The following is a 20,420-nucleotide window of genomic DNA, read 5'->3' on the forward strand; positions in this document are numbered from 1 at the left end:
TAAAAGCAGGTTAGTTACAATTGGAAAATGATAATGAGAAGAAAGTAAGACTTTCACTAAGAACAGAGCTTAATATTTTATTTCTTTTTGTTATGGTCGGAATGATATTGTTTCTGGTCATAATAAATCAGTTTTTTCTTGAAAGAGTTTACATGTCGCATCAGCTTGATGTTGTAAGAAAAGCTTACAGAAGTATCGATGCAGCATCAACGGATGGCAGCTTTACTACTGATGAATACGACATTGAGCTTCAGAGTATATGTGATACTTATGGCATAGAGCTGATTGTTCTTGATGCTGATTCACAGATGATAAAATCATCCTCAAGTGACGCTGATTATATGGCGCGCATTTTGTGGGATAATCTTGTAGGTGACAGCCTCCTGATAAATGGCGACAGCGGACGCAGGATTATTGAAAAAAATAATTACTATACGATTCAGATTGAGAACGATAAAAGATTAAATACAGAATACCTGGAAATATGGGGCGTCATTGAATCAGGATATATTGTCATGGTAAGAAGTGCTCTTGCCGGAATCAGGGAGAGCGTAGGAATATCCAACAGATTCATGCTCTACGTCGGAATTGTAGCAATAGTTATCGGTTCGATAAGTATACTCTATCTTAGTAACAGAATTACAAAACCTATACTTCAGTTGTCCAAAATCTCTGAAGAGATGAAAAATCTGAATTTTGAAGTAAAATATCAATCTAACAACAATAAGAAGAATACAAATGAAATTGATATTTTAGGCGATAACATAAATGAACTTTCGGAGACTCTGGAGACAACAATTAAAGAATTAAAGACTGCTAATAATGAGCTAAAGCAGGATATTGCCCAAAAAGAACAGATTGATGAGATGAGACGTGAGTTTTTATCAAATGTCTCACACGAGCTTAAGACCCCTATCGCACTAATACAGGGGTATGCTGAGGGCCTTGAAGAAGGAATAAGTGATGATCCGGAGAGCATGGCTTTTTATTGTGATGTCATAAGGGATGAAGCATCAAAAATGGACACGCTCGTTAAGAAGCTTTTGACCCTTAATCAGCTGGAATTTGGTAATGATGTTGCTCAAATGGAACGTTTTGATATTACCGAGACTATAAAGAATTACATAAAATCTGCCGATATATTAACGAAGCAGAAAAATGCTAAGGTACAGATGGCTGATTATCCTTCAATTTACGTGTGGGCAGATGAGTTCAAAACAGAAGAAGTTTTAATGAATTATTACAGCAATGCGCTTAATCATCTGGATGGAGATTGTATTGTTGAAATAAAACTGATTCAGCATGACGATAAGGTACGAATTTCTATTTTTAATACCGGAGAGCCCATACCTGAGGATAGTATAGATCATATCTGGGAAAAGTTTTATAAGGTTGATAAGGCCAGAACCAGAGAGTACGGAGGAAGCGGTGTAGGTCTTTCAATCGTAAAAGCCATAATGGAATCCATGCATCAGGAATATGGTGTCAAGAATTATGATAATGGCGTTGAGTTTTGGTTTGAGCTGGAGACAAGATAAAACCTTCTGGAGGCGTTTATGAAAAAACGTGTTTTTAAGGCTTTGATAACTGGAATCATGACAGGAATTCTGTTGACGGGGTGTGGGTCGCAATTCCCTGAAATGACAGAAGAAGAATATGATCAAACTGTTCAATATGCAGTTGGGATACTTATGAAGTATTCTAACAATGGGGTTGAAAGGCTTTCATCATTAAGTTCTTTGGAACTTGAAAGACAGCTGGAGAAAGAAGCCCGTGATGCCAGGAAAGCTGAAAGAGATGCTGCTACTGCAGAAGCAGTTGCCAATATGTCGCAGAATCTTGAAGAAGGCGAAGACTCAGATACAGAAAACGATACAAATATTGATCTTGCCCAAAATTCTGATGATTCAGGTAAGACGGAAGAAAGTTTCGGAAATCAGAATATGCCAGATGATGGATCTGAAGAAGAAAGTGGGGAGACAAATCAGCCGGAGAATACTGAGGATAGTACAGAAGCTAAAGATAATCAGAATGGCGATGAGTTGGAAGATGATATCGACAATCTTCTTGATAAGTTTGGAGATGAACTTGATCAGGGAATCGAAAATGCAGGTTTAGATGAGAATACAAACAATGAATCTGCCGATGATAAAAAAGAAGATGATGTTCAAAATACAAAACCTGTCACTGAAGATACTCCGGAAGGAAATGATGACAACAGCCTTTCTGCAGAAGCAGACAGGACAGTTGAAGGCATGAGACAGGAGCTTTCAAAAGGAATGTTTCTTACATATTCAGGGTACAGCGTTGCAGGTTCATATCCTGATAATGATGATATTTTTGTTATAAATGCCACTAATGGTAAAAAGCTTCTTATTTTGAATTTCAGGTTGAATAATACAACGGGAACAGATGTTTCTGTTGATATGGTTAAAGCCAATCCTCATTTTCAGATCATTCTTAACGGGACAAATGTTGGATACACAAATGTAACGATGCTTGAGAATGACCTAAGTTCATTTAAAGGTATGATACCTTCAGGTGACAAAAAGAGTATGGTACTTATTAAGCAGATGGATGCCGGAAAACTTAAAAACGTTGAATCGCTTGGACTCATAGGAGATATGGGCGGAGAGACGATAGAGTTTAAGTTGGAGTGAAAAAAGCTGCCACACAAGTTTATGTTTGTGTGGCAGTTTTTCTATTAATTATTTTTTCCTTCGTTTACCTGTAATGTTGTGAATGTAAAGTAACACTAACGCAAACGCAATTATCAATTACCAATAAATGCGATAGCTCCGCCCTCGTGATTTGTGGCTATATTATTACTGAAAGTTCCGCCATTTACAATGAGCTTCTGGCCTTTGAACAGAATGGCACCGCCGCCACTTCCCCAAACATCATAATTGGATTCATATCCGGAAGTATTTTTATTAAAAGTAGCGTTACATAGATTGATATCATTTACAACTTTATCAAAGTATATCGCACCGCCATTATAAGCTGCAGAGTTTTCAGTAAAGGTATTATTTCCATTTGCAAAACCATCTGAATTCAAGTGCTGAATTTCATATATTTTATTGATTAGTATTGTAATATTAAGAATAATTTATTATTTTTTTTCATCATCATATGAAATTCGTGATATAATCAATTAGTTAAAGAGACTCTTTTGAACGAGGTATAAATATGAAAAATTTAAATGATTATGTAAGAACAATTCCTGATTTTCCTGAGCCGGGTATTATGTTCAGAGATATTACAACCGTACTCCAGGATCCGGATGGTCTTCAGCTTGCTATAAATACAATGCAGGATATGGTTAAGGATGTGGATTTTGATGTAGTTGTAGGCGCAGAATCCAGAGGTTTTATATTCGGTACTGCTATAGCCTATAATTTGAAAAAGGGCTTTTCCATGGCTCGTAAAAAGGGTAAGCTTCCCTGTGAAACCATATCTGAAGAATATGAGCTTGAGTATGGCACAGCAGCAATGGAGATGCATGTTGATGCAATTAAGCCCGGTCAGAAGGTTATTATTGTAGATGACCTTATTGCAACAGGCGGAACACTTAAAGCCATGACCAAACTTATCGAGAGACTTGGCGGTGAAGTTGTGGGAATCCTTGTCCTTATGGAACTTAAGGGACTTAAAGGCAGAGAAGCTCTTGGTGATTACAAGCTTTATTCAGCTCTTGCTTACGAAGGCAAATAAACATTTGCGGGGATAGATATATTATGGGCCAGACAGAATTTGATGATGGAAAAATTGAATCAATCGATGAATTTCAGTCTCCCGAAGCTCTCTATGAAGGGCTTATTACCCGTGTCCGCAGATACCATCCATCAGATGATATAACATTGATAGAGAAGGCTTATCAGGCTGCCGCTGAGGCACATAAGGATCAGCGGCGAAAGTCGGGTGAGCCTTATATTATTCATCCGCTCTGTGTTTCTATTATCCTGGCTGATCTTGAAATGGATAAGGAGACTATTGCGGCAGGACTTTTGCATGATGTCGTTGAAGACACCATTTATACGAAGGAGCAGATAAGTGAGCAGTTCGGAGCAGATGTAGCTCTTCTTGTTGATGGTGTTACCAAGTTGCAAGGGCTGGAATTGTCAGGAGATTACGCGTCTAAGACACCTGATCAGATGGAGATGCAGGCGCAGAATCTCAGGAAAATGTTCCTGGCAATGGCAAAGGATATCCGTGTAATTCTTATTAAGCTTGCGGATAGACTTCACAATATGCGTACCTTGAAGCATATGCCGCCTGTTAAGCAGCAGAGAATTGCCCAGGAGACATTGGATATTTACAGTCCGATTGCCGGAAGACTTGGTATCAGTAAGATAAAAATTGAGTTGGATGATCTTTCGCTTAAATATCTTGAACCTGATATTTACTACGACCTGGTTAAGAGAGTTGCCCAGAGAAAAGTCGAGAGAGAGAAGTACGTCGATGAAATATGCGCAGTTGTTCGGGAACATATCCGTGCTGCGGGAATTCCCGGAGAAGTTAACGGAAGAGTAAAACACTTCTTCAGTATATATAAGAAAATGCACAATCAGGGCAAGTCCCTTGATCAGATATATGATCTTTTTGCAGTAAGAATTATCGTTGATTCTGTTAAGGACTGTTATGCTGCTCTTGGTGTAATACATGAGATGTATAAACCTATTCCGGGCAGATTTAAAGATTATATTGCGATGCCTAAACCCAATATGTATCAGTCATTGCATACCACGCTGATTGGTGCATCCGGACAGCCCTTTGAAATACAGATCAGAACATATGAAATGCACCGTGCTGCTGAGTACGGTATTGCAGCTCATTGGAAATATAAAGAAGCATCAGATGGAAAACATGTCGAAAGGCAGGAAGAAGAGAAGCTTACCTGGCTCAGACAGATCCTTGAATGGCAACAGGATATGTCAGATAACCAGGAATTCATGAATCTGCTTAAGAGTGATCTCAATCTGTTTTCTGAAGATGTATATTGCTTTACACCTAATGGAGAAGTTAAGAATCTTCCTGCAGGTTCGACACCTATTGATTTTGCTTATAGTATTCATAGTGCTGTAGGTAATAAGATGATAGGTGCCAAAGTAAACGGTAAACTGGTTCCTATTGATTATCGTATTCAAAATGGCGACAGAATAGAAATACTAACCAGCCAGAACTCAAAGGGACCAAGCAGAGACTGGCTCAGCATTGTTGGAAGCACTTCAACAAAGAATAAGATAAACCAGTGGTTCAGGCATGAGTTTAAAGAGGAAAATGTAAACAGGGGTAAAGAAGCCCTTGTAGAGTATTGTAAGGCTAAAGGCATAGATATTTACAATATCATAAAGCCGGAATATCAGAGCCTTATCGTGAGAAAATATGGTTTCCACAGTTGGGATGCGGTACTTGCAGCTGTCGGACACGGCGGACTTAAGGAAGGTCAGGTAGTTAATAAAATACTTGAACTTTATGATAAAGATCACAAGCAGAACATGACTGATGAGGAAGTTCTTGCTGCGGTTGCCGAATCAAATGTTACGCCAAGGATCAGCAGTACAGGAAGCGCTATAATCGTTAAAGGCATACATGATGTTGCTGTAAGATTTTCAAAATGTTGTAATCCTGTACCTGGAGACCCCATTGTTGGATTTGTCACAAGAGGAAGAGGCGTCTCCATCCATAGGAAGGACTGTGTAAATGTCCGCGCTATGCAAAATGAGGACAGAACAAGACTTATTGAGGCTAAGTGGGAAAGTCATGCACTTGGTGAGAAGTACGTTGCAACCATCAATATTTTTGCCAATAACAGATCAGGGCTTCTTGCAGATGTATCAAGAGCTCTTACTGAGAAGAATGTAGATATTCTTTCTATGAATACCAGAACCAGTAAGCAGGGACTTGCCACAATGGAAACTTCATTCCAGGTTTCAAGCAGAGAGGAGCTTGGAGAGATTGTTGATAAGATAAGAAATATTGACAGCGTCATCGATATCGAAAGAACAACAGGCTAATAGGTAATCACTTGGCGCGTTATTCGCGCTTAGTGTACTGTTAGCACATGGTATCAGAAAGGGATACTTAAATGAAAAATAATAAAATAGGAACTGTGGCAGTTGGCTCAATGTGCCTGGGAATGGTGCAGACTAACTGCTATTTTGTTTTTATAGAGGATGGTAAAGATCATAGTGTGAGTACAGATCCCCATAAGGAAGAAGATTATACGCCGGTTGTATTCTTTGATCCTGCGGACAAGGGAGAACTTATTTACCGGGAGCTTGATAAGAGGGGATTTAAAGTTGATGCAATATACCTGACTCATGCTCATTTTGATCATATTGGCGGAGCAGATGAGCTTAGAAAACTCACCGGTGCAAAAATCTATGCCTATGAAAATGAGAAGAGATTATGCGAGGATCCGGAATATAATCTGTCTGCTGATTATGGCAGAAGCATAACCATTAAGCCTGATGGATTTCTGCCGGATGGTGCAGAATGTGAGTCTGCAGGGCTAAAGTTCAAGCTTTTAGCTACACCGGGGCATACTGAGGGAAGCTGCTGCTTCTACTTTGAGGATGGTATTCTTATAAGCGGAGATACGTTGTTTGAGAGCTCTGTGGGAAGAACAGATTTTCCCGGAGGATCTATGTCTGAGCTTGTTCGTTCCTGCCATGATAAGTTGTTTGTACTTCCCGATGATACTAAGGTATACCCGGGACATGGTGATATGACAACTATCGGATATGAGAAACAGAATAATCCATTTCTCTAATAATTTCGAATATTAACAAAGCTATTAACAAGGAAATATAAATGATTTTAGTCAGAATTAACAAGGACAAATATAAATATGATATTCATTCTTTGGTGAAAGCATTTTATTCTAAAGAGGATGTAAGTGTATTAACTGATGAAGAAATCGCAAAAAAAGAATTTGATGAAAATGATATTCTCTTTAAAATAGAAATCTTTTTGGAAGAGGAAAAAGGCGAGATTTCCATGAAGATCATCAGGAAGGATGGTTCCTGTGCTGAAGCAAAGACAATCTGTGCCACTTCTGAGGAAGGTGCAGATAGTTCAACAAACGGAACATCTGCATCTCTTTCAACTCCAAAGAATGCACTTAAGCAGATGATGTACAGGGAGCTTTCAAAGGAAATAGGTCATGAGCTTCCCTGGGGTTCGCTTACCGGAATAAGACCAACCAGAATACCGATGCAGATGCTTGAAGCAGGAAAACAGGAAGATGATATAAAGAAGTACATGCAAAATACTTTCTTTGTGTCTGACGAGAAAACTGATCTGGCATATAACATTGCTATTAGGGAAAAGAAGATACTGGATGATATAAACTACCGAGATGGATATAGTATTTATCTTGGAATACCTTTTTGCCCCACCACATGTTTGTATTGCTCATTTACATCATTTCCAATAGTTACATGGTCTAAAAAGGTTGATGATTACATAGAATGTCTGAAAAAAGAGATTGATTTTGTAGCAGAAAACTTTAAAGGCAAAACAGTTAATTCAGTGTATATAGGCGGTGGTACACCTACAACGCTAAGCCCTGATCAGATGACCAGACTTATCAGCTATCTGAGAGAAAAGATTGATTTGTCGGAGTGCAGGGAATTTACAGTTGAGTCAGGCCGCCCTGATTCCATAACAAGAGAAAAGCTTAGAGCAATGAAAAACTGTGGTGTAGACAGGATTTCAGTAAATCCTCAGACAATGAGTGATGAAACTCTTAAAAGAATTGGAAGGCAGCATACAGTTGCACAGTTTATAGATGCATATAAAACTGCAAGGGAAGAAGGCTTTGACAACATTAACATGGATATAATCCTGGGGCTTCCCGGTGAAACCGAAGAAGATGTTAAGCATACAATGTCTGAGATTGAGAAGCTTTCTCCTGATGATCTTACGGTTCACAGTTTATCCGTAAAGAGAGGATCAAGACTTGCTGAGCATATCAGAAATAACGGATATTTTGTGGCAGGTGATACAGGCTCCATGATGAAGATTGCTGCAGAGAGCGCCAAAAGAATGGGACTATCTCCCTATTATCTCTATAGACAGAAGAATATTTCCGGCAATCTTGAAAATACAGGTTATGCAAGAGAAGGAAAAGCCGGGATTTACAATATCCTCATGATGGAGGAAGTGCAGTCAATCGTGGCTTTAGGAGCAGGAACTGTAACAAAAAGAGTATATGGTGATGGAAGAATTGAAAGATGCGACAATGTAAAGGATATTACATTGTATATGAATAATATAGAGGAAATGATAGAGCGTAAACGTGTTTTGTTCTCGTTTTAGACTACGGAGTTTTGAATGCAAAAGAATAATAAAAGATATGACATGATGACAAAGACACCAATACCTCAGCTTATTTTGAAGATGGCTGTGCCAACCATAATAAGCATGCTGGTAACGGGAATATATAATACGGCAGACACGTTCTTTGTAGGGAAAATATCAACACAGGCGACTGCAGCAGTTGGCCTTGTTTTTACGGTAATGGCCCTGATTCAGGCAACCGGATTTTTCTGTGGCCATGGTTCCGGGAATTTTTTATCAAGAATGCTTGGAGCAGGTGAATCCAAGAAAGCAAATGAAATGGCTTCAACCGGATTTGCCCTTGCCTTAATACTTGGTCTTGTTATTGCAATTGTTGGGAATATATTTGTAGATGATCTTGCAAGGCTCATTGGTGCGACACCGACAACCCTTGATGATACAAGAAAATACATGAGGATAATCCTGTTTGGTGCTCCTTTTATGATTGGTCAGTTTGTAATAAATAACCAGTTAAGATTTCAGGGAAGTGCCGTTTATGCAATGATAGGTCTCATGTGCGGTGCAGTGATGAATATGGGACTGGATCCACTTCTTATCTTTGTATTTGACATGGGAGTATCAGGGGCAGCTATTGCTACAATTATGGGACAGCTTACAAGTTTTGTTGTTTTGCTAATAGGTAGTAGCAGAGGTGAAAATATAAGGCTTTCCTTATCAAATGTGAGATTAAACGCTTATTATTTGAAAGAGATAATAAATGGTGGTGCGCCATCACTTTTCAGGCAGGGACTTGCTGCCATCGCGTCACTCCTTATGAACAAGGCTGCGGGAACCTATGGTGGAGACGCGGCTATAGCAGGAATGTCAGTAAATACCAGAGTTATGATGATGATGTCATCAGCTCTTATAGGCTTTGGTCAGGGATATCAGCCGGTATGTTCCTTTAATTACGGCGCCGGTCTTAAAAATCGTGTAAAAGAAGGATATTTTTTCTGCGTTAAGTATTCGACGATTTTCTTATGTATACTTGGTGCAATAAGTTATTTCTTTTCAAGTGAGATTATTTCTTTCTTTAGAAATGATCCCGACGTTATAGCGGTTGGATCAGTGGCCCTTAAGTGGACCGCAGCGACGCTTCCTCTTAGCGGCTGCATAGTTATGACAAATATGATGCTTCAATCTATAGGTAAAGGTATTAAGGCATCAATAATGGCTTCCTGCAGGAACGGAATATTCTTTATTCCGCTTATTTTAATTCTGCCACAGATATTTGGATTATTTGGAGTTGAAATTACTCAGGCTATTGCCGATATGTTTTCAATTGCAGTTTCAATACCGCTTGCTTATTCAGAAATAAGACATTTTAAGGAGCAGAGTAAGTGAAGAAAAAAGATCTTATAAGAAAACTTATTATAGTGATCTTTATTGCAGCATTCCTGATTGCTGTCTATTTTTTCATAGGAAAACCGATGCTGAAATTTGTTGGTGATCCGGATGAATTAAAGGCTTATATAGAAAGCAGAGGAGCCATGGGACTTCTGGTATTCTGCCTTCTTGTAACTGTGCAGACAATATCTACCTGTATTCCGGGTACTCCGTTTTATATGGGTGCAGGATATGTTCTTGGTGGATTCTATGGAGCACTTATATGTGACTTAGCTGCGACCATAGGTAACACCGTAGCATTTTTACTTGGAAGGAAATTTGGAAGAAAGCTCCTTGAAAACTTGTTTCCTGAAAAGAAAATCGAATCCGTTGAGCAATACATAAAGAAAGGCAGTCCAAAGCTTATTCATATAATGTTCATGTTTTTACCGCTTCCCAAGGATACTTATGCATGGTTTGGATATTATTCTGGTGAGAAGGTTCTGATGTGGATGGTTATTACATTTATCGCAAGGTTTCCTCACATCTTTTTATACAGCTATGGCGGGAATAAGATTCAGGAACAGCAGTATGGTGTTCTGATACTTGGCGCAATTATTGCAGTTTTGGTTTACGTGGTAGTATTACTTAGGATAAAGAAGCTTCGTAAGGAAGATAATAACATCGATGAAATCTGATTTTGGAAAAGCAGATTATTTATGCTTCATATAATCTAAAATTTGTATAAAAGATTAACTATTAACTGAATATTTTAATTTTGATATGTTATTATTATGTATAGAGTTACTGAATGATTTACCTTTACTGATTTGCAGGAGGAGGAATTATGCAAGGCTATACCAAGATTGAATATTCCAGAAATAATGAAGTTATTCTACGTAACACAAAAGGGCATTTTATTACACCCAATTCCCATGTTAATTACTTTATTGATTTTTGTGATGCCAAGGCCAGGATGAAGGAAGCAAGAGCTGCAGGCGAATCCCTTGCAGAGTTTTATATAGCTTCGGGTGCCATAGACACAATTCTTTGCCTCAATGGTATGGAGGTTGTAGGCTCTTATCTTGCTGAAAAGCTGACACAGGCAGGGGTTATCTCAACTAATGCCCATAAGACGATGTACATAACAGGACCTGAATACAATGTTAACGGACAGATAATGTTCAGAGATAACAATAAGCATATGATAACCGGCAAGAAGGTTTTGATCATTTCCGATTCCGTTACAACAGGCGGGTCACTTAAGAGTGCATTGGATTCTGTAAGATTCTATCAGGGTGAAGTAGTCGGAATTGCAGCAATTTTCTCCGTTGCTACACAGATTGAGAATTATCCGATAATGTCCCTGTTTTCAACGAGAGATCTTCCGGACTATGCAAGCTACGCTCCGGATAACTGCCCTTTATGCAAGGAAGGTGTAGTAGTAGATGCTATCTGTAATGGATTTGGATATTCTACTTTATAATTAGTTCCATTAATGAATTGGTTATATATCTGGTGAATTGAAGGCCACAAGGATTCCTTCGATTCCCATATCACATAATACGATATTTTCAGCAGGTATGTTTATTGTACTAACATACCTGCTTTTATATTCTTCAAGTGAAAGAGAGGACTTAATGTCATAATCAGGGCAGGTAGAAGCATAGCCTTTTTGAAGACTGTCAGCTTTTGGAATATATGTCTTAAGGTAATGATTGTAGATATCATCAGGAGATGAACAGAGCCAGAGGCAGTAATTACAGTTTGTTGTGAGCTTACTGGCAACACGTTTTAACTGATCATGTTTATCTATGTCCATAATCGGAAAGCCTGTTGTTTTTATTTCATTTACAAGGCTTGCAAGAAGTCTGTAGTCACTCCGTGATAACAGAGCAGAGTAGTGGTTTATGAGAAAATCACATACTTCATATTTTCCGCAGTACATAATTTCTGTGGTTACTACATCTATGGGATTATGCTTGTCTGTGGTAAGCGCAGTTATTCTGGGGAAAAGCGTATCGTCACGATAGCCGGTTCCTGAATCAATTATCATCTTTGCATTTTTTGTTAAATACTCGTATTTATAAGGCCTCTCCATCATATTTCCATAAATTCCCAATCAAATCATTATTTATATCAATATCAAATTCACTTACATTTTACAACGCTTCAAATAGTTTATAAAAGATAAAAAAGCATGTTGACATCAGAGACATACGGATGTATATTTAAATCAACATATGAACAATCATTCATATGTTTAAATGAAAGTATTTAAATGAGATTTATGTAAACGCTTATGAAAGGAGGTCAAATATGGCTGCATTATCATGTAAGCTTGACGAGCTTCCCGATGAAGAAGAGATGTATGATCTCGCTGAATTATTCAAGGTATTCGGTGATTCATCAAGAATAAGAATTTTGTTCGCGTTATTTGCATCAGAATTTTGTGTAAATGATCTTGCCGATAATCTTGGAATGACTCAATCAGCAGTTTCTCATCAGCTTAAGATTTTGAAGGTTAATAAGCTCGTTAAGAGTAGACGTGATGGGAAGCAAATGTATTATTATCTGGCAGATGATCATGTGAGAACCATTATATCAATGGGACGTGAGCATATTGAAGAACAGTAAGATAAACGTAGTTATAAATTCTAATTATTATAAAGAAAAGAGGACATAAAGATGAAGAAGAGTTTTAAATGTGAAGTTGATTGTGCAAACTGTGCAGCAAAGATGGAAGATGCAATTAATAAAATTGATGGTGTTAAGAGTGCCAGAGTAAATTTCATGACACAGAAGCTTACTCTTGATGCAGACGATGACAGATATGATGAGATCCTGGATGCTGCAGTTAAGGCTTGTAAAAAGGTAGAGCCTGATTGTGAGATTGAAATCTGACAAAAAAGAGCCAATACAGGCTCTTTTATTAAATATAGTTTTTTTAAGAGGCGTGTACTATGACTAAAAAGATGAAGAAAACCCGAAACAGAATAATCGCCGTACTTATAATATTTCTGCTATTACTTATACTTGATAATACCGGCATTATCTCGCCGGAGAGCTTGAGCATTCTTGGTGTGTTCTATACTCCGGTAATATTTATCATATATCTGATTCCTTATCTGATAATTGGCATAGATGTGTTAAGGAAGGCGTTTGTAAATATTTCTCATGGACAGGTGTTTGATGAGAATTTCCTGATGATGATTGCTACATTTGGTGCATTTGCGATTGGTGAATATTCAGAAGCACTGGCAGTTATGCTTTTTTACCAGATTGGAGAGCTTTTCCAGAGTTATGCTGTCGGAAAGTCAAGACAGTCAATAACTGAGCTTATGAGTATTGCTCCCGAGTATGCAAATGTGATCCGGGATGACGGTGAGATCGAGGAAACAGACCCTGAGGACGTAGAGATAGGAACACTGCTTTTGATTAAGCCCGGTGAAAAGATTCCAATCGATGGAATAGTAATAGAAGGTGAATCATTTATAGATACTTCTGCCATCACAGGTGAATCTGTTCCAAGAAGAGTTAAGGAATCCGACGAAGTCATAAGCGGATGCGTAAATCAGGATAGTGTTCTCAAGATAAAAACAACGAAGAAATATGAGGAATCTACAGTTGCCAAGATTCTTGAGCTTGTTGAAAATGCCAGCAACAAGAAATCAAGAATGGAGAATTTTATCACCAGATTTGCAAGGTATTATACGCCTGTTGTAACAATTGGAGCTGCTTTACTTGCAATAATTCCTCCGATTCTTGGAATGATGCCTATAGCAGATTCTGTTAAAAGAGCTTGTATTTTCCTTATAGTATCCTGCCCCTGCGCGCTTGTTATATCAGTGCCTTTAGGATTCTTTGGCGGTATTGGTGCAAGTTCCAGGATGGGTATTCTTGTTAAGGGAAGTAATTTCCTTGAGGCTATAGCTGAGGCAGATACTCTGGTTCTTGATAAGACAGGTACAATCACTAAGGGTGAATTCAAGGTAAGCGAGATAATTCCTGCAAGTGCTGATGTCACAAAGGAAGAAATCATATGTATCGCTTCCGGTGCTGAGAAATTTTCAAATCATCCGATCGCAAGATCGATTATCGAATATCATGAAGAAATGCATAGTAATAACAGTTCTTTGAGCGATGATAATACTGAGCTTTCAGATATCAAAGAGGTGGCAGGCCACGGCATAACTGCACTTCTTGGAAAAGAAATGATTTTTGTCGGAAATGCCAAGCTTCTAAAGAAGTATGAGATAGATTTTACTGAATCTGATAAGCCGGGAACCGTTATTTATGTAGCCATGGGAAAAGTTTTTCTTGGAACAATCATAATATCTGATACAATAAAAGAAGGTGCTGCAGAATCTATTTCGAGTGTGAAGAGAGCCGGCGTGACGAAGGTTGTAATGCTCACAGGTGATAACGAAGATACTGCCAGGGTCGTAGCAGAAAAAGTCGGAATAGATGATGTATATTCGCAGTTACTGCCAGCAGATAAGGTTGAAAGAGTGGAATATCTCCTTAACAATAACAGCGGTGGTAAGGTTGCATTTGTTGGTGATGGTATTAATGATGCTCCTGTTCTAATGAGAGCTGATGTTGGAATCGCCATGGGAAGCATGGGTTCTGATGCTGCCATTGAAGCGGCAGACATAGTTCTTATGGATGATGACATAGGTAAGATTTCAGCAGTAATTAAAATTGCCAGAAAAACCTTGAGCATTGTAAAGGAAAACATCGTATTCGCTCTTTTTGTAAAAATATTGATACTGTTTCTTGGTGCTATTGGATTTGCGACCATGTGGATGGCTGTGTTTGGTGATGTGGGTGTTGCCGTACTTGCTATTCTTAATTCAATGAGAGCCATGAGATGGTCGAAAGAGGATATGAATGGCAAAGTCAGAGCTTGAAGTAATACAGCTTTTAATGAAGCTGATTGGACACAAGACAGGCGAAATCAGTAAAGTAACTTACACCCCTCAGAAGATTGTTTTTCCAACGGATACAGAGGGGGAGACATCTCTTCCCAGATGTACTCCGGAGGAGCAGGGGGTAAGTAGTGTATTTATTGAGAAATTATTCAGGACACTACATGAGAATAACAGCTGTCATATGCATAAAGCAATGGCAGTAAGAAATGGATATGTAATAGGTGAGTGTGCTTTCAGACCATTTGATATGGATAAATGGCATGTTACTCATTCTATGTGTAAAAGCGTAACAGGAATGGCTATAGGTCTTCTTGTATGCGAAGGAAAAATTAAATTAGAAGACAAGATTGAAGATATATTCAAAGGAATGAAGGGACCTTTACAAAGTCTGTTTTCAAGTGGAATCACTGTAAGACATCTTTTGACAATGACAAGTGGTTCTTCATTTAATGAATCAGGCTCAATTGCTTCCAATGATTGGAGAAAACAATTTCTGGAGGCTCAGGTTAAATTTACACCAGGATCATCCTTTGAGTATAATTCAATGAATTCCTACATGCTCTCAGCGATAGTGAGTGAAGTCACTGGCGAGAGCATGTTTGATTATTTAAAACCCAGACTATTCGAGCCTTTAGGAATAAAGAGAGTCTTCTGGGAGACCTGTCCTCAGGGAATTAATAAAGGCGGCTGGGGAATGTACCTCAGAATGGAAGATATGGCTAAACTGGGACAGCTATATCTTAACAATGGTTCTTATGACGGCAAACAGATTTTGCCTGAAGAATGGGTTAAAGCTGCAACAACAATGCAGATACCAACCGGGGTTACTTCTGCTCCCGGATATGGTTTTCAGCTTTGGAACAGCAGTTCAAGACTTGGGGCATATACATTTAACGGAATGCTTGGACAGAACGTGTATGTTTTCCCTGACATTAATATGATGATAGTCACTAATGCAGGCAATGAGGACCTTTTCCAAAAGGGCAATATGTCCAGAACTGTACATAATCTTATGGCTGAGCTTGAGGTAGAAGATGCGTCCATCGAAATCTCAGATGAGGTAATCGCTGCTCAAAGGAGCCTTGCGAAATTTATAAAAAGTGTTCAGGATGAGCCTGAAGCTTCATTTTGTATACCATCGGGAGGCTGGAATAAAAAGAAAAAGCGAAGTACTCTCGGAATGAGTCACAAATTCAGATACCTTCTTATGAAGAGTCTGGATGGAGTGGTTTACGATATGGATGATAAAGGAGTAGGATTCATGCCTTTACTTATGCAGATAATGCATAATAACTTTACCGATGGTATTTCATCTGTGGGCTTTAAACTTAATAATGCAAACGGTGCTTTTTACCTTCTTATTAAGGAGGGAGAAAAGATTCATGAAATAAAATGCGGACTGGATGGAAAAGCGGCTCTGACAGATATTGATGAACATGGTGAAATCTACAGTGTCGCTACAATATCAGAGTTTTCTACTGACGAATACGGAAGACCTGTTATAAGAAATGAGTTTTATTTTACAGAAGATTCTACCGCCAGAGTGATGAATATTTATCTTGGGAAAAGACAGCCGCTTGAACATGATAATGCTATTTCATTTCTATTTGAGAAAGCTCCGGCAAATATCGGTATAAGATTTGATGAAATACCGGGAAGTGGAATGCTCATAAATATTCTGAACCAGTTTGGGAACCTTGAAGATTTGAAGGGAATCAATGGTTTTGTAAAAAATAAGCTGACTGACTACGGCGCACTTGATGCACTTATATTGGCAATTCAGGATACGGTTCGTCCTAAGCTTCACGGTACTATACATGACAAAGATGCCGATGTAGGGTATGATGTAGAGTATAAAAATGATTCTGATATTGAAAATGTTGAAGATTCGGTGTCAGATGAAGATGTAATAATGGAGGATGGCTAAATGTCAAATGAAATATACGAGAAGGTAAATAAATGTGTTAAAGCAATCAGAAAGGTAACGGACTTTAAGCCAAGAGTAGCTCTGACACTGGGCTCAGGTCTTGGTAATTACGCAGAACAGATCAAGGTTGAGTGTGAGATTTCATATTCTGATATACCCGGATTTCCTGTATCCACAGTTCCTGGACATGCAGGGAAATTCATTTTTGGATATGTTGGTGATGTTCCTGTTGTATGTATGAAAGGCCGTGTACATTTTTACGAAGGATATGATATCAGCGATGTTGTACTTCCTGCCAGAGTTATGAGACTTTTGGGAGCTGATATATTGTTCCTTACAAATGCTGCAGGTGGAATTAATTATAATTTTGATTGCGGTGATCTGATGCTTATAACTGATCAGATTTCAGTATTTGTAAGAAATCCTCTGATTGGTCAGAATATTGATGAATTTGGTTTAAGATTCCCTGATATGAGCTGTGTTTATGATAAGGAGCTTCGTGAGATTATCATAAAAACTGCACTTAAGAATAAGATTCCTCTTAAGCAGGGAGTATATGCTCAGCTTACCGGACCTTCATTTGAGTCTCCTGCTGAGATCCGTATGCTTAGAACTATGGGAGCTGATGCTGTTGGAATGAGTACAGTTGTAGAAGCTATCGCGGCAAGACATATGGGCATGAGAGTCTGCGGTATCTCTTGCATAAGTAATCTTGCTGCAGGAATGCTTAATGAGCCTCTTTCACATGAAGATGTTCAGAAGGCTGCAGATAAAACAGGTCCTCTTTTTGAGAAGCTTGTAACAGAATGTGTTAAAAAATTTTAATAACATCACATGAACACAATGTAGGCTAAGAGGATAGGAGAAGGAAAAGATGAGAATCAGATTTTACAATGCAAGAATACTATCAATGGTTGATGGGCAGGAAATTTTTGAAGGTGAGCTGTGGACCAATAACGATAAGATCATTTATTGTGATACCACAAGTCAGATTGACGCATATTATAAAGATAACCCAGAGACTATGCTAGTTTTTGACAGGGAAATTGACTGTAAGGGTAATCTTATAATGCCCGGTTTTAAGAATGCCCATACACATTCAGCAATGACACTTCTGCGCTCAAGAGCTGATGACCTTCCTCTTGCGGATTGGTTGAATAATCAGATATTTCCTGTTGAAGCGAAGCTTACAGCCGAGGATATTTACTATCTTACGAAGCTCGCTATTCTTGAATATCTTGATGGTGGTATAACCTCGATGTTCGATATGTATTTAACTCCGGAATCCATTGCGGATGCCTGCAGGGATGCCGGGATGAGATGTGTTCAGGTTGGAGCTGTGAATAATTTCAGTCAGTCTGTAGAACTGGTTGAAGAGTGTTACAACAAATTAAACGGACGTGATGAGTATAATTCATATATTTTAGGTTTTCATGCTGAGTACACTACATCAAAGGAACTTCTTGAAAGAATTGCCGGACTTGCTCATAAGTATAAAGCTCCTGTATTTACTCACATATCAGAGACTGCTGATGAGGTTGAAGGTTGTAAAGAACGTTATGGCATGACTCCGGTTCAGTTTCTTGACAGTCTTGGTATGTTTGAATATGGTGGCGGTGGCTATCATTTGGTTCATACTACTAAAGAGGATATGGAAATACTCAAAAAACGAGGCATGTATGTTGTTACTAATCCGGGATCAAACACCAAACTTGCAAGTGGAATAGCACCAATAAGCGATTACATGAAGATGGGTATTCCAATTGCAATCGGTACTGACGGACCTGCAAGTAATAACTGCCTCAATATGTTCAGAGAGATGTTCCTTGTAACCGGACTTGCCAAGCTTCGTGATAATGATGCTTCAAGTGTCAATGCTTATGAAGTTCTCAAGATGGCAACCGTAAACGGTGCTCACGCAATGGGACTTAACAACTGTGACGTACTTGAAGCAGGAAAGACGGCAGACCTTATTGTTATTGATCTTAATCAGCCCAACATGCAGCCTTTAAACAATATTGCAAAGAATATCGTTTACAGTGGCAGCAATTCCAATGTAAAGCTGACTATGATAGGTGGTATCATCAGATACGAAGACGGTAATTATAATATTGGCGTTTCACCTGAAGAAATCTATGCTAAGGCTGAACAGATAAAAGACAGAATAAACAAGGAGATGCAATAATTATAAAGTATGACAGGAACTTATATTGTAGGGATTGTTGTAGCAATAATAATTGCTGCATTTCTTCTTGGATACAGAAATAATAAAATTGAAGAGAAACTATTTAGAGAGAAGTGCGCAGAGGAATTTGGCTCTGCGCCTTCAGTGCGTCTTAAGAAACAACGTGATGATTTAAGCGGATACTTGAAAGCTCACAATGATGGCTTTGTAATAGATGATATTACCTGGAATGACCTGGGAATGGATTTTGTCTACGACAGGATAAATTATTGTGAGACATCTTCAGGCGTAGAATATTTATATTACATGTTAAGAGCGCCCAGAACAAAGGGGCTTGATTCTTTTGATCAATTGGAAAAAGAGCTTTCCGGATTATCTGATGATCAGAATATGAGAATCAGAATAAAAGAGAGTCTGCACAGAATTGGTAAGACCGGGAAGTATTCGATTTATGATTATCTGCCTCTTATTGATGAGGTGAATCCCGGTTCAAATCTTATGCATATACTTGTCCTGTTAGTTATGGTTATAGGACTTGTGGTTATGTGCTTTAATTTTATGCCGGGATTTTTAATACTGATAATTTCTATGGCTTATAATCTGGTGAGTTATTTTAGAATAAAAGCCGGTCTTGATCCTTATCTTGTGACATTTTCATATGTTTTGCGACTTGTTCGGGGAGCTAAAGAGCTGTCTGAGCATAAAGATAGCGTTTTTTCTTCAGAAATTTCCGAAATTATGGAGAGCATAGGAAGACTAAAGGGATTTACAAGAGGATCCTTTATCCTTATGTCAGGAAGCAAAGTCATGGGAAGTGGTAATCCGCTTGATATTTTCATGGATTACGTAAGGATGCTTACTCACATAGATCTAATAAAATTTAATTTAATGCACAGGAAGCTTAAAAACGAGATTCAATATGTCCATAAGCTGACAGAGAATATAGGATATATTGATTCAGTTATGTCCATATGTTACTACAGGGCGTCATTGGAAAATGGGTATTGTAAACCTGATTTTGAAAATAAAGGAACTTATGAGATAGAGGAAGGGCGTCATCCATTAATGAAGGAGCCTGTACCTAATTCGTTTAAAGCAGAAAAGGGCTTCCTTATTACAGGATCAAATGCTTCCGGCAAATCTACATTCCTGAAAATGTGCGCCATAAATACCATATTTGCACAGAGCATACACACCTGCCTTGCGAAAAGTTATAAAGCACCGGTGTTCAGAGTGTTTAGTTCAATGGCGTTAAAGGATGATCTGAAGTTGGGCGACAGCTACTATATGGTAGAAATAAAGTCACTTAAAAGAATACTGGATGCAGTAGATGACAATAGTGCACCTGTCCTTTGCTTTATTGATGAGGTCTTAAGAGGGACTAATACAATAGAAAGAATAGCAGCTTCATCTAAAATACTTGAGTTTTTTGCAAATGATGCTCGGAAAATCATGTGCTTTGCAGCGACTCATGATGGTGAGCTTTCGGATATTCTGAAGGATTATTATGAGGTTTACCATTTTGAAGGTGAACTGAATGATAATGATGTCTGCTTTGATTTTAAACTAAAAAAAGGACCCGCAACTAAGAGGAATGCTATCAATCTTCTGAGAACCATTGGTTATAAAGAAAGAATAGTTGAGGATGCAGAGGAGATGGCAATCAGATTTGAAAAGAACGGTGTGTGGTCATTGTGAGAGG

Annotated in this window: 18 protein-coding genes; 16 read left to right on the plus strand and 2 right to left on the minus strand. The window is 38.4% G+C overall.

The genetic code is table 11. The features are described 5' to 3' along the window. Positions 1–20 precede the first annotated feature (20 nt). Positions 21–1,538: a HAMP domain-containing sensor histidine kinase gene (locus G622_RS0108470; protein ID WP_026510362.1), complete on the plus strand. Its 1,518-nt coding sequence runs from the start codon at positions 21–23 to the stop codon at positions 1,536–1,538. An 18-nt stretch (positions 1,539–1,556) separates the two neighbouring features. Beyond that, positions 1,557–2,660: a hypothetical protein gene (locus G622_RS0108475; RefSeq protein WP_026510363.1), complete on the plus strand. Its 1,104-nt coding sequence runs from the start codon at positions 1,557–1,559 to the stop codon at positions 2,658–2,660. Positions 2,661–2,773: 113 nt separating this feature from the next. Here the strand turns inward: G622_RS0108475 and G622_RS0108480 are convergent, their stop codons facing one another. Continuing rightward, the gene (locus G622_RS0108480) at positions 2,774–3,058 is read right to left on the minus strand and encodes a hypothetical protein (protein ID WP_026510364.1); all 285 of its coding nucleotides are present in this window, start codon (positions 3,056–3,058) and stop codon (positions 2,774–2,776) included. Positions 3,059–3,189: 131 nt separating this feature from the next. Here G622_RS0108480 and G622_RS0108485 point away from each other — a divergent pair, with 131 nt between their 5' ends. The 7 genes from G622_RS0108485 (at position 3,190) to G622_RS0108515 (ending at position 11,158) form a co-directional block, all read left to right on the plus strand. Beyond that, a complete protein-coding gene (locus G622_RS0108485; protein ID WP_026510365.1) occupies positions 3,190–3,714 on the plus strand; it encodes an adenine phosphoribosyltransferase in 525 nt (174 codons plus the stop codon). A 23-nt stretch (positions 3,715–3,737) separates the two neighbouring features. Continuing rightward, positions 3,738–6,017, plus strand: a complete 2,280-nt coding sequence (locus tag G622_RS0108490) for a RelA/SpoT family protein (RefSeq protein ID WP_044957373.1) — start codon at positions 3,738–3,740, stop codon at positions 6,015–6,017. A gap of 71 nt (positions 6,018–6,088) precedes the next feature. Beyond that, positions 6,089–6,775: an MBL fold metallo-hydrolase gene (locus G622_RS0108495; RefSeq protein ID WP_026510367.1), complete on the plus strand. Its 687-nt coding sequence runs from the start codon at positions 6,089–6,091 to the stop codon at positions 6,773–6,775. Positions 6,776–6,816: 41 nt separating this feature from the next. Beyond that, positions 6,817–8,325 (plus strand): coproporphyrinogen dehydrogenase HemZ, encoded by a 1,509-nt coding sequence (gene hemZ, locus G622_RS0108500; RefSeq protein WP_026510368.1) that lies wholly within the window; start codon positions 6,817–6,819, stop codon positions 8,323–8,325. 15 nt (positions 8,326–8,340) lie between these two features. Beyond that, complete coding sequence (locus tag G622_RS0108505) at positions 8,341–9,690, plus strand: MATE family efflux transporter (protein ID WP_026510369.1); 1,350 nt, start codon at positions 8,341–8,343, stop codon at positions 9,688–9,690. Beyond that, on the plus strand, positions 9,687–10,370 hold the full coding sequence (locus G622_RS0108510) for a TVP38/TMEM64 family protein (protein ID WP_026510370.1): 684 nt from the start codon (positions 9,687–9,689) through the stop codon (positions 10,368–10,370). The genes G622_RS0108505 and G622_RS0108510 overlap by 4 nt, the downstream gene beginning before the upstream one ends. 149 nt (positions 10,371–10,519) lie before the next feature. Beyond that, positions 10,520–11,158, plus strand: coding sequence for a phosphoribosyltransferase family protein (locus tag G622_RS0108515; RefSeq protein ID WP_026510371.1), 639 nt, complete (start codon positions 10,520–10,522; stop codon positions 11,156–11,158). A 21-nt stretch (positions 11,159–11,179) separates the two neighbouring features. On the opposite strand, the gene G622_RS0108520 is transcribed toward G622_RS0108515, so the two are convergent. Next, positions 11,180–11,776: a hypothetical protein gene (locus tag G622_RS0108520; protein ID WP_155831437.1), complete on the minus strand. Its 597-nt coding sequence runs from the start codon at positions 11,774–11,776 to the stop codon at positions 11,180–11,182. Positions 11,777–11,991: 215 nt separating this feature from the next. Between G622_RS0108520 and G622_RS0108525 the strand changes: the two genes are divergently transcribed. From G622_RS0108525 to G622_RS0108555, 7 genes are read left to right on the plus strand one after another with little or no spacing between them, the layout of a single operon-like run. Next, complete coding sequence (locus G622_RS0108525) at positions 11,992–12,309, plus strand: ArsR/SmtB family transcription factor (RefSeq protein WP_026510373.1); 318 nt, start codon at positions 11,992–11,994, stop codon at positions 12,307–12,309. 51 nt (positions 12,310–12,360) lie between these two features. Further along, positions 12,361–12,576, plus strand: coding sequence for a cation transporter (locus G622_RS0108530; RefSeq protein ID WP_026510374.1), 216 nt, complete (start codon positions 12,361–12,363; stop codon positions 12,574–12,576). A 59-nt stretch (positions 12,577–12,635) separates the two neighbouring features. Then, a complete protein-coding gene (locus G622_RS0108535) occupies positions 12,636–14,585 on the plus strand; it encodes a heavy metal translocating P-type ATPase (RefSeq protein ID WP_026510375.1) in 1,950 nt (649 codons plus the stop codon). Next, entirely contained in the window at positions 14,566–16,533 is a 1,968-nt protein-coding gene (locus G622_RS22220) for a serine hydrolase domain-containing protein (RefSeq protein WP_049945754.1), read from the plus strand. Before G622_RS0108535 ends, G622_RS22220 begins: the two co-directional genes overlap by 20 nt. After that, positions 16,534–17,358: a purine-nucleoside phosphorylase gene (locus tag G622_RS0108545; RefSeq protein WP_026510376.1), complete on the plus strand. Its 825-nt coding sequence runs from the start codon at positions 16,534–16,536 to the stop codon at positions 17,356–17,358. Between the two features lie 49 nt (positions 17,359–17,407). After that, positions 17,408–18,718, plus strand: a complete 1,311-nt coding sequence (locus tag G622_RS0108550) for an amidohydrolase family protein (RefSeq protein WP_026510377.1) — start codon at positions 17,408–17,410, stop codon at positions 18,716–18,718. A 9-nt stretch (positions 18,719–18,727) separates the two neighbouring features. Continuing rightward, positions 18,728–20,416 carry a MutS-related protein gene (locus G622_RS0108555; protein WP_026510378.1) on the plus strand — a complete coding sequence of 563 codons (1,689 nt, stop codon included), beginning with the start codon at positions 18,728–18,730 and terminating at the stop codon, positions 20,414–20,416. Positions 20,417–20,420 lie beyond the last annotated feature (4 nt).

Origin of the sequence: Butyrivibrio sp. LC3010, assembly GCF_000424385.1 — a bacterium.
GTDB lineage: Bacteria > Bacillota > Clostridia > Lachnospirales > Lachnospiraceae > Butyrivibrio.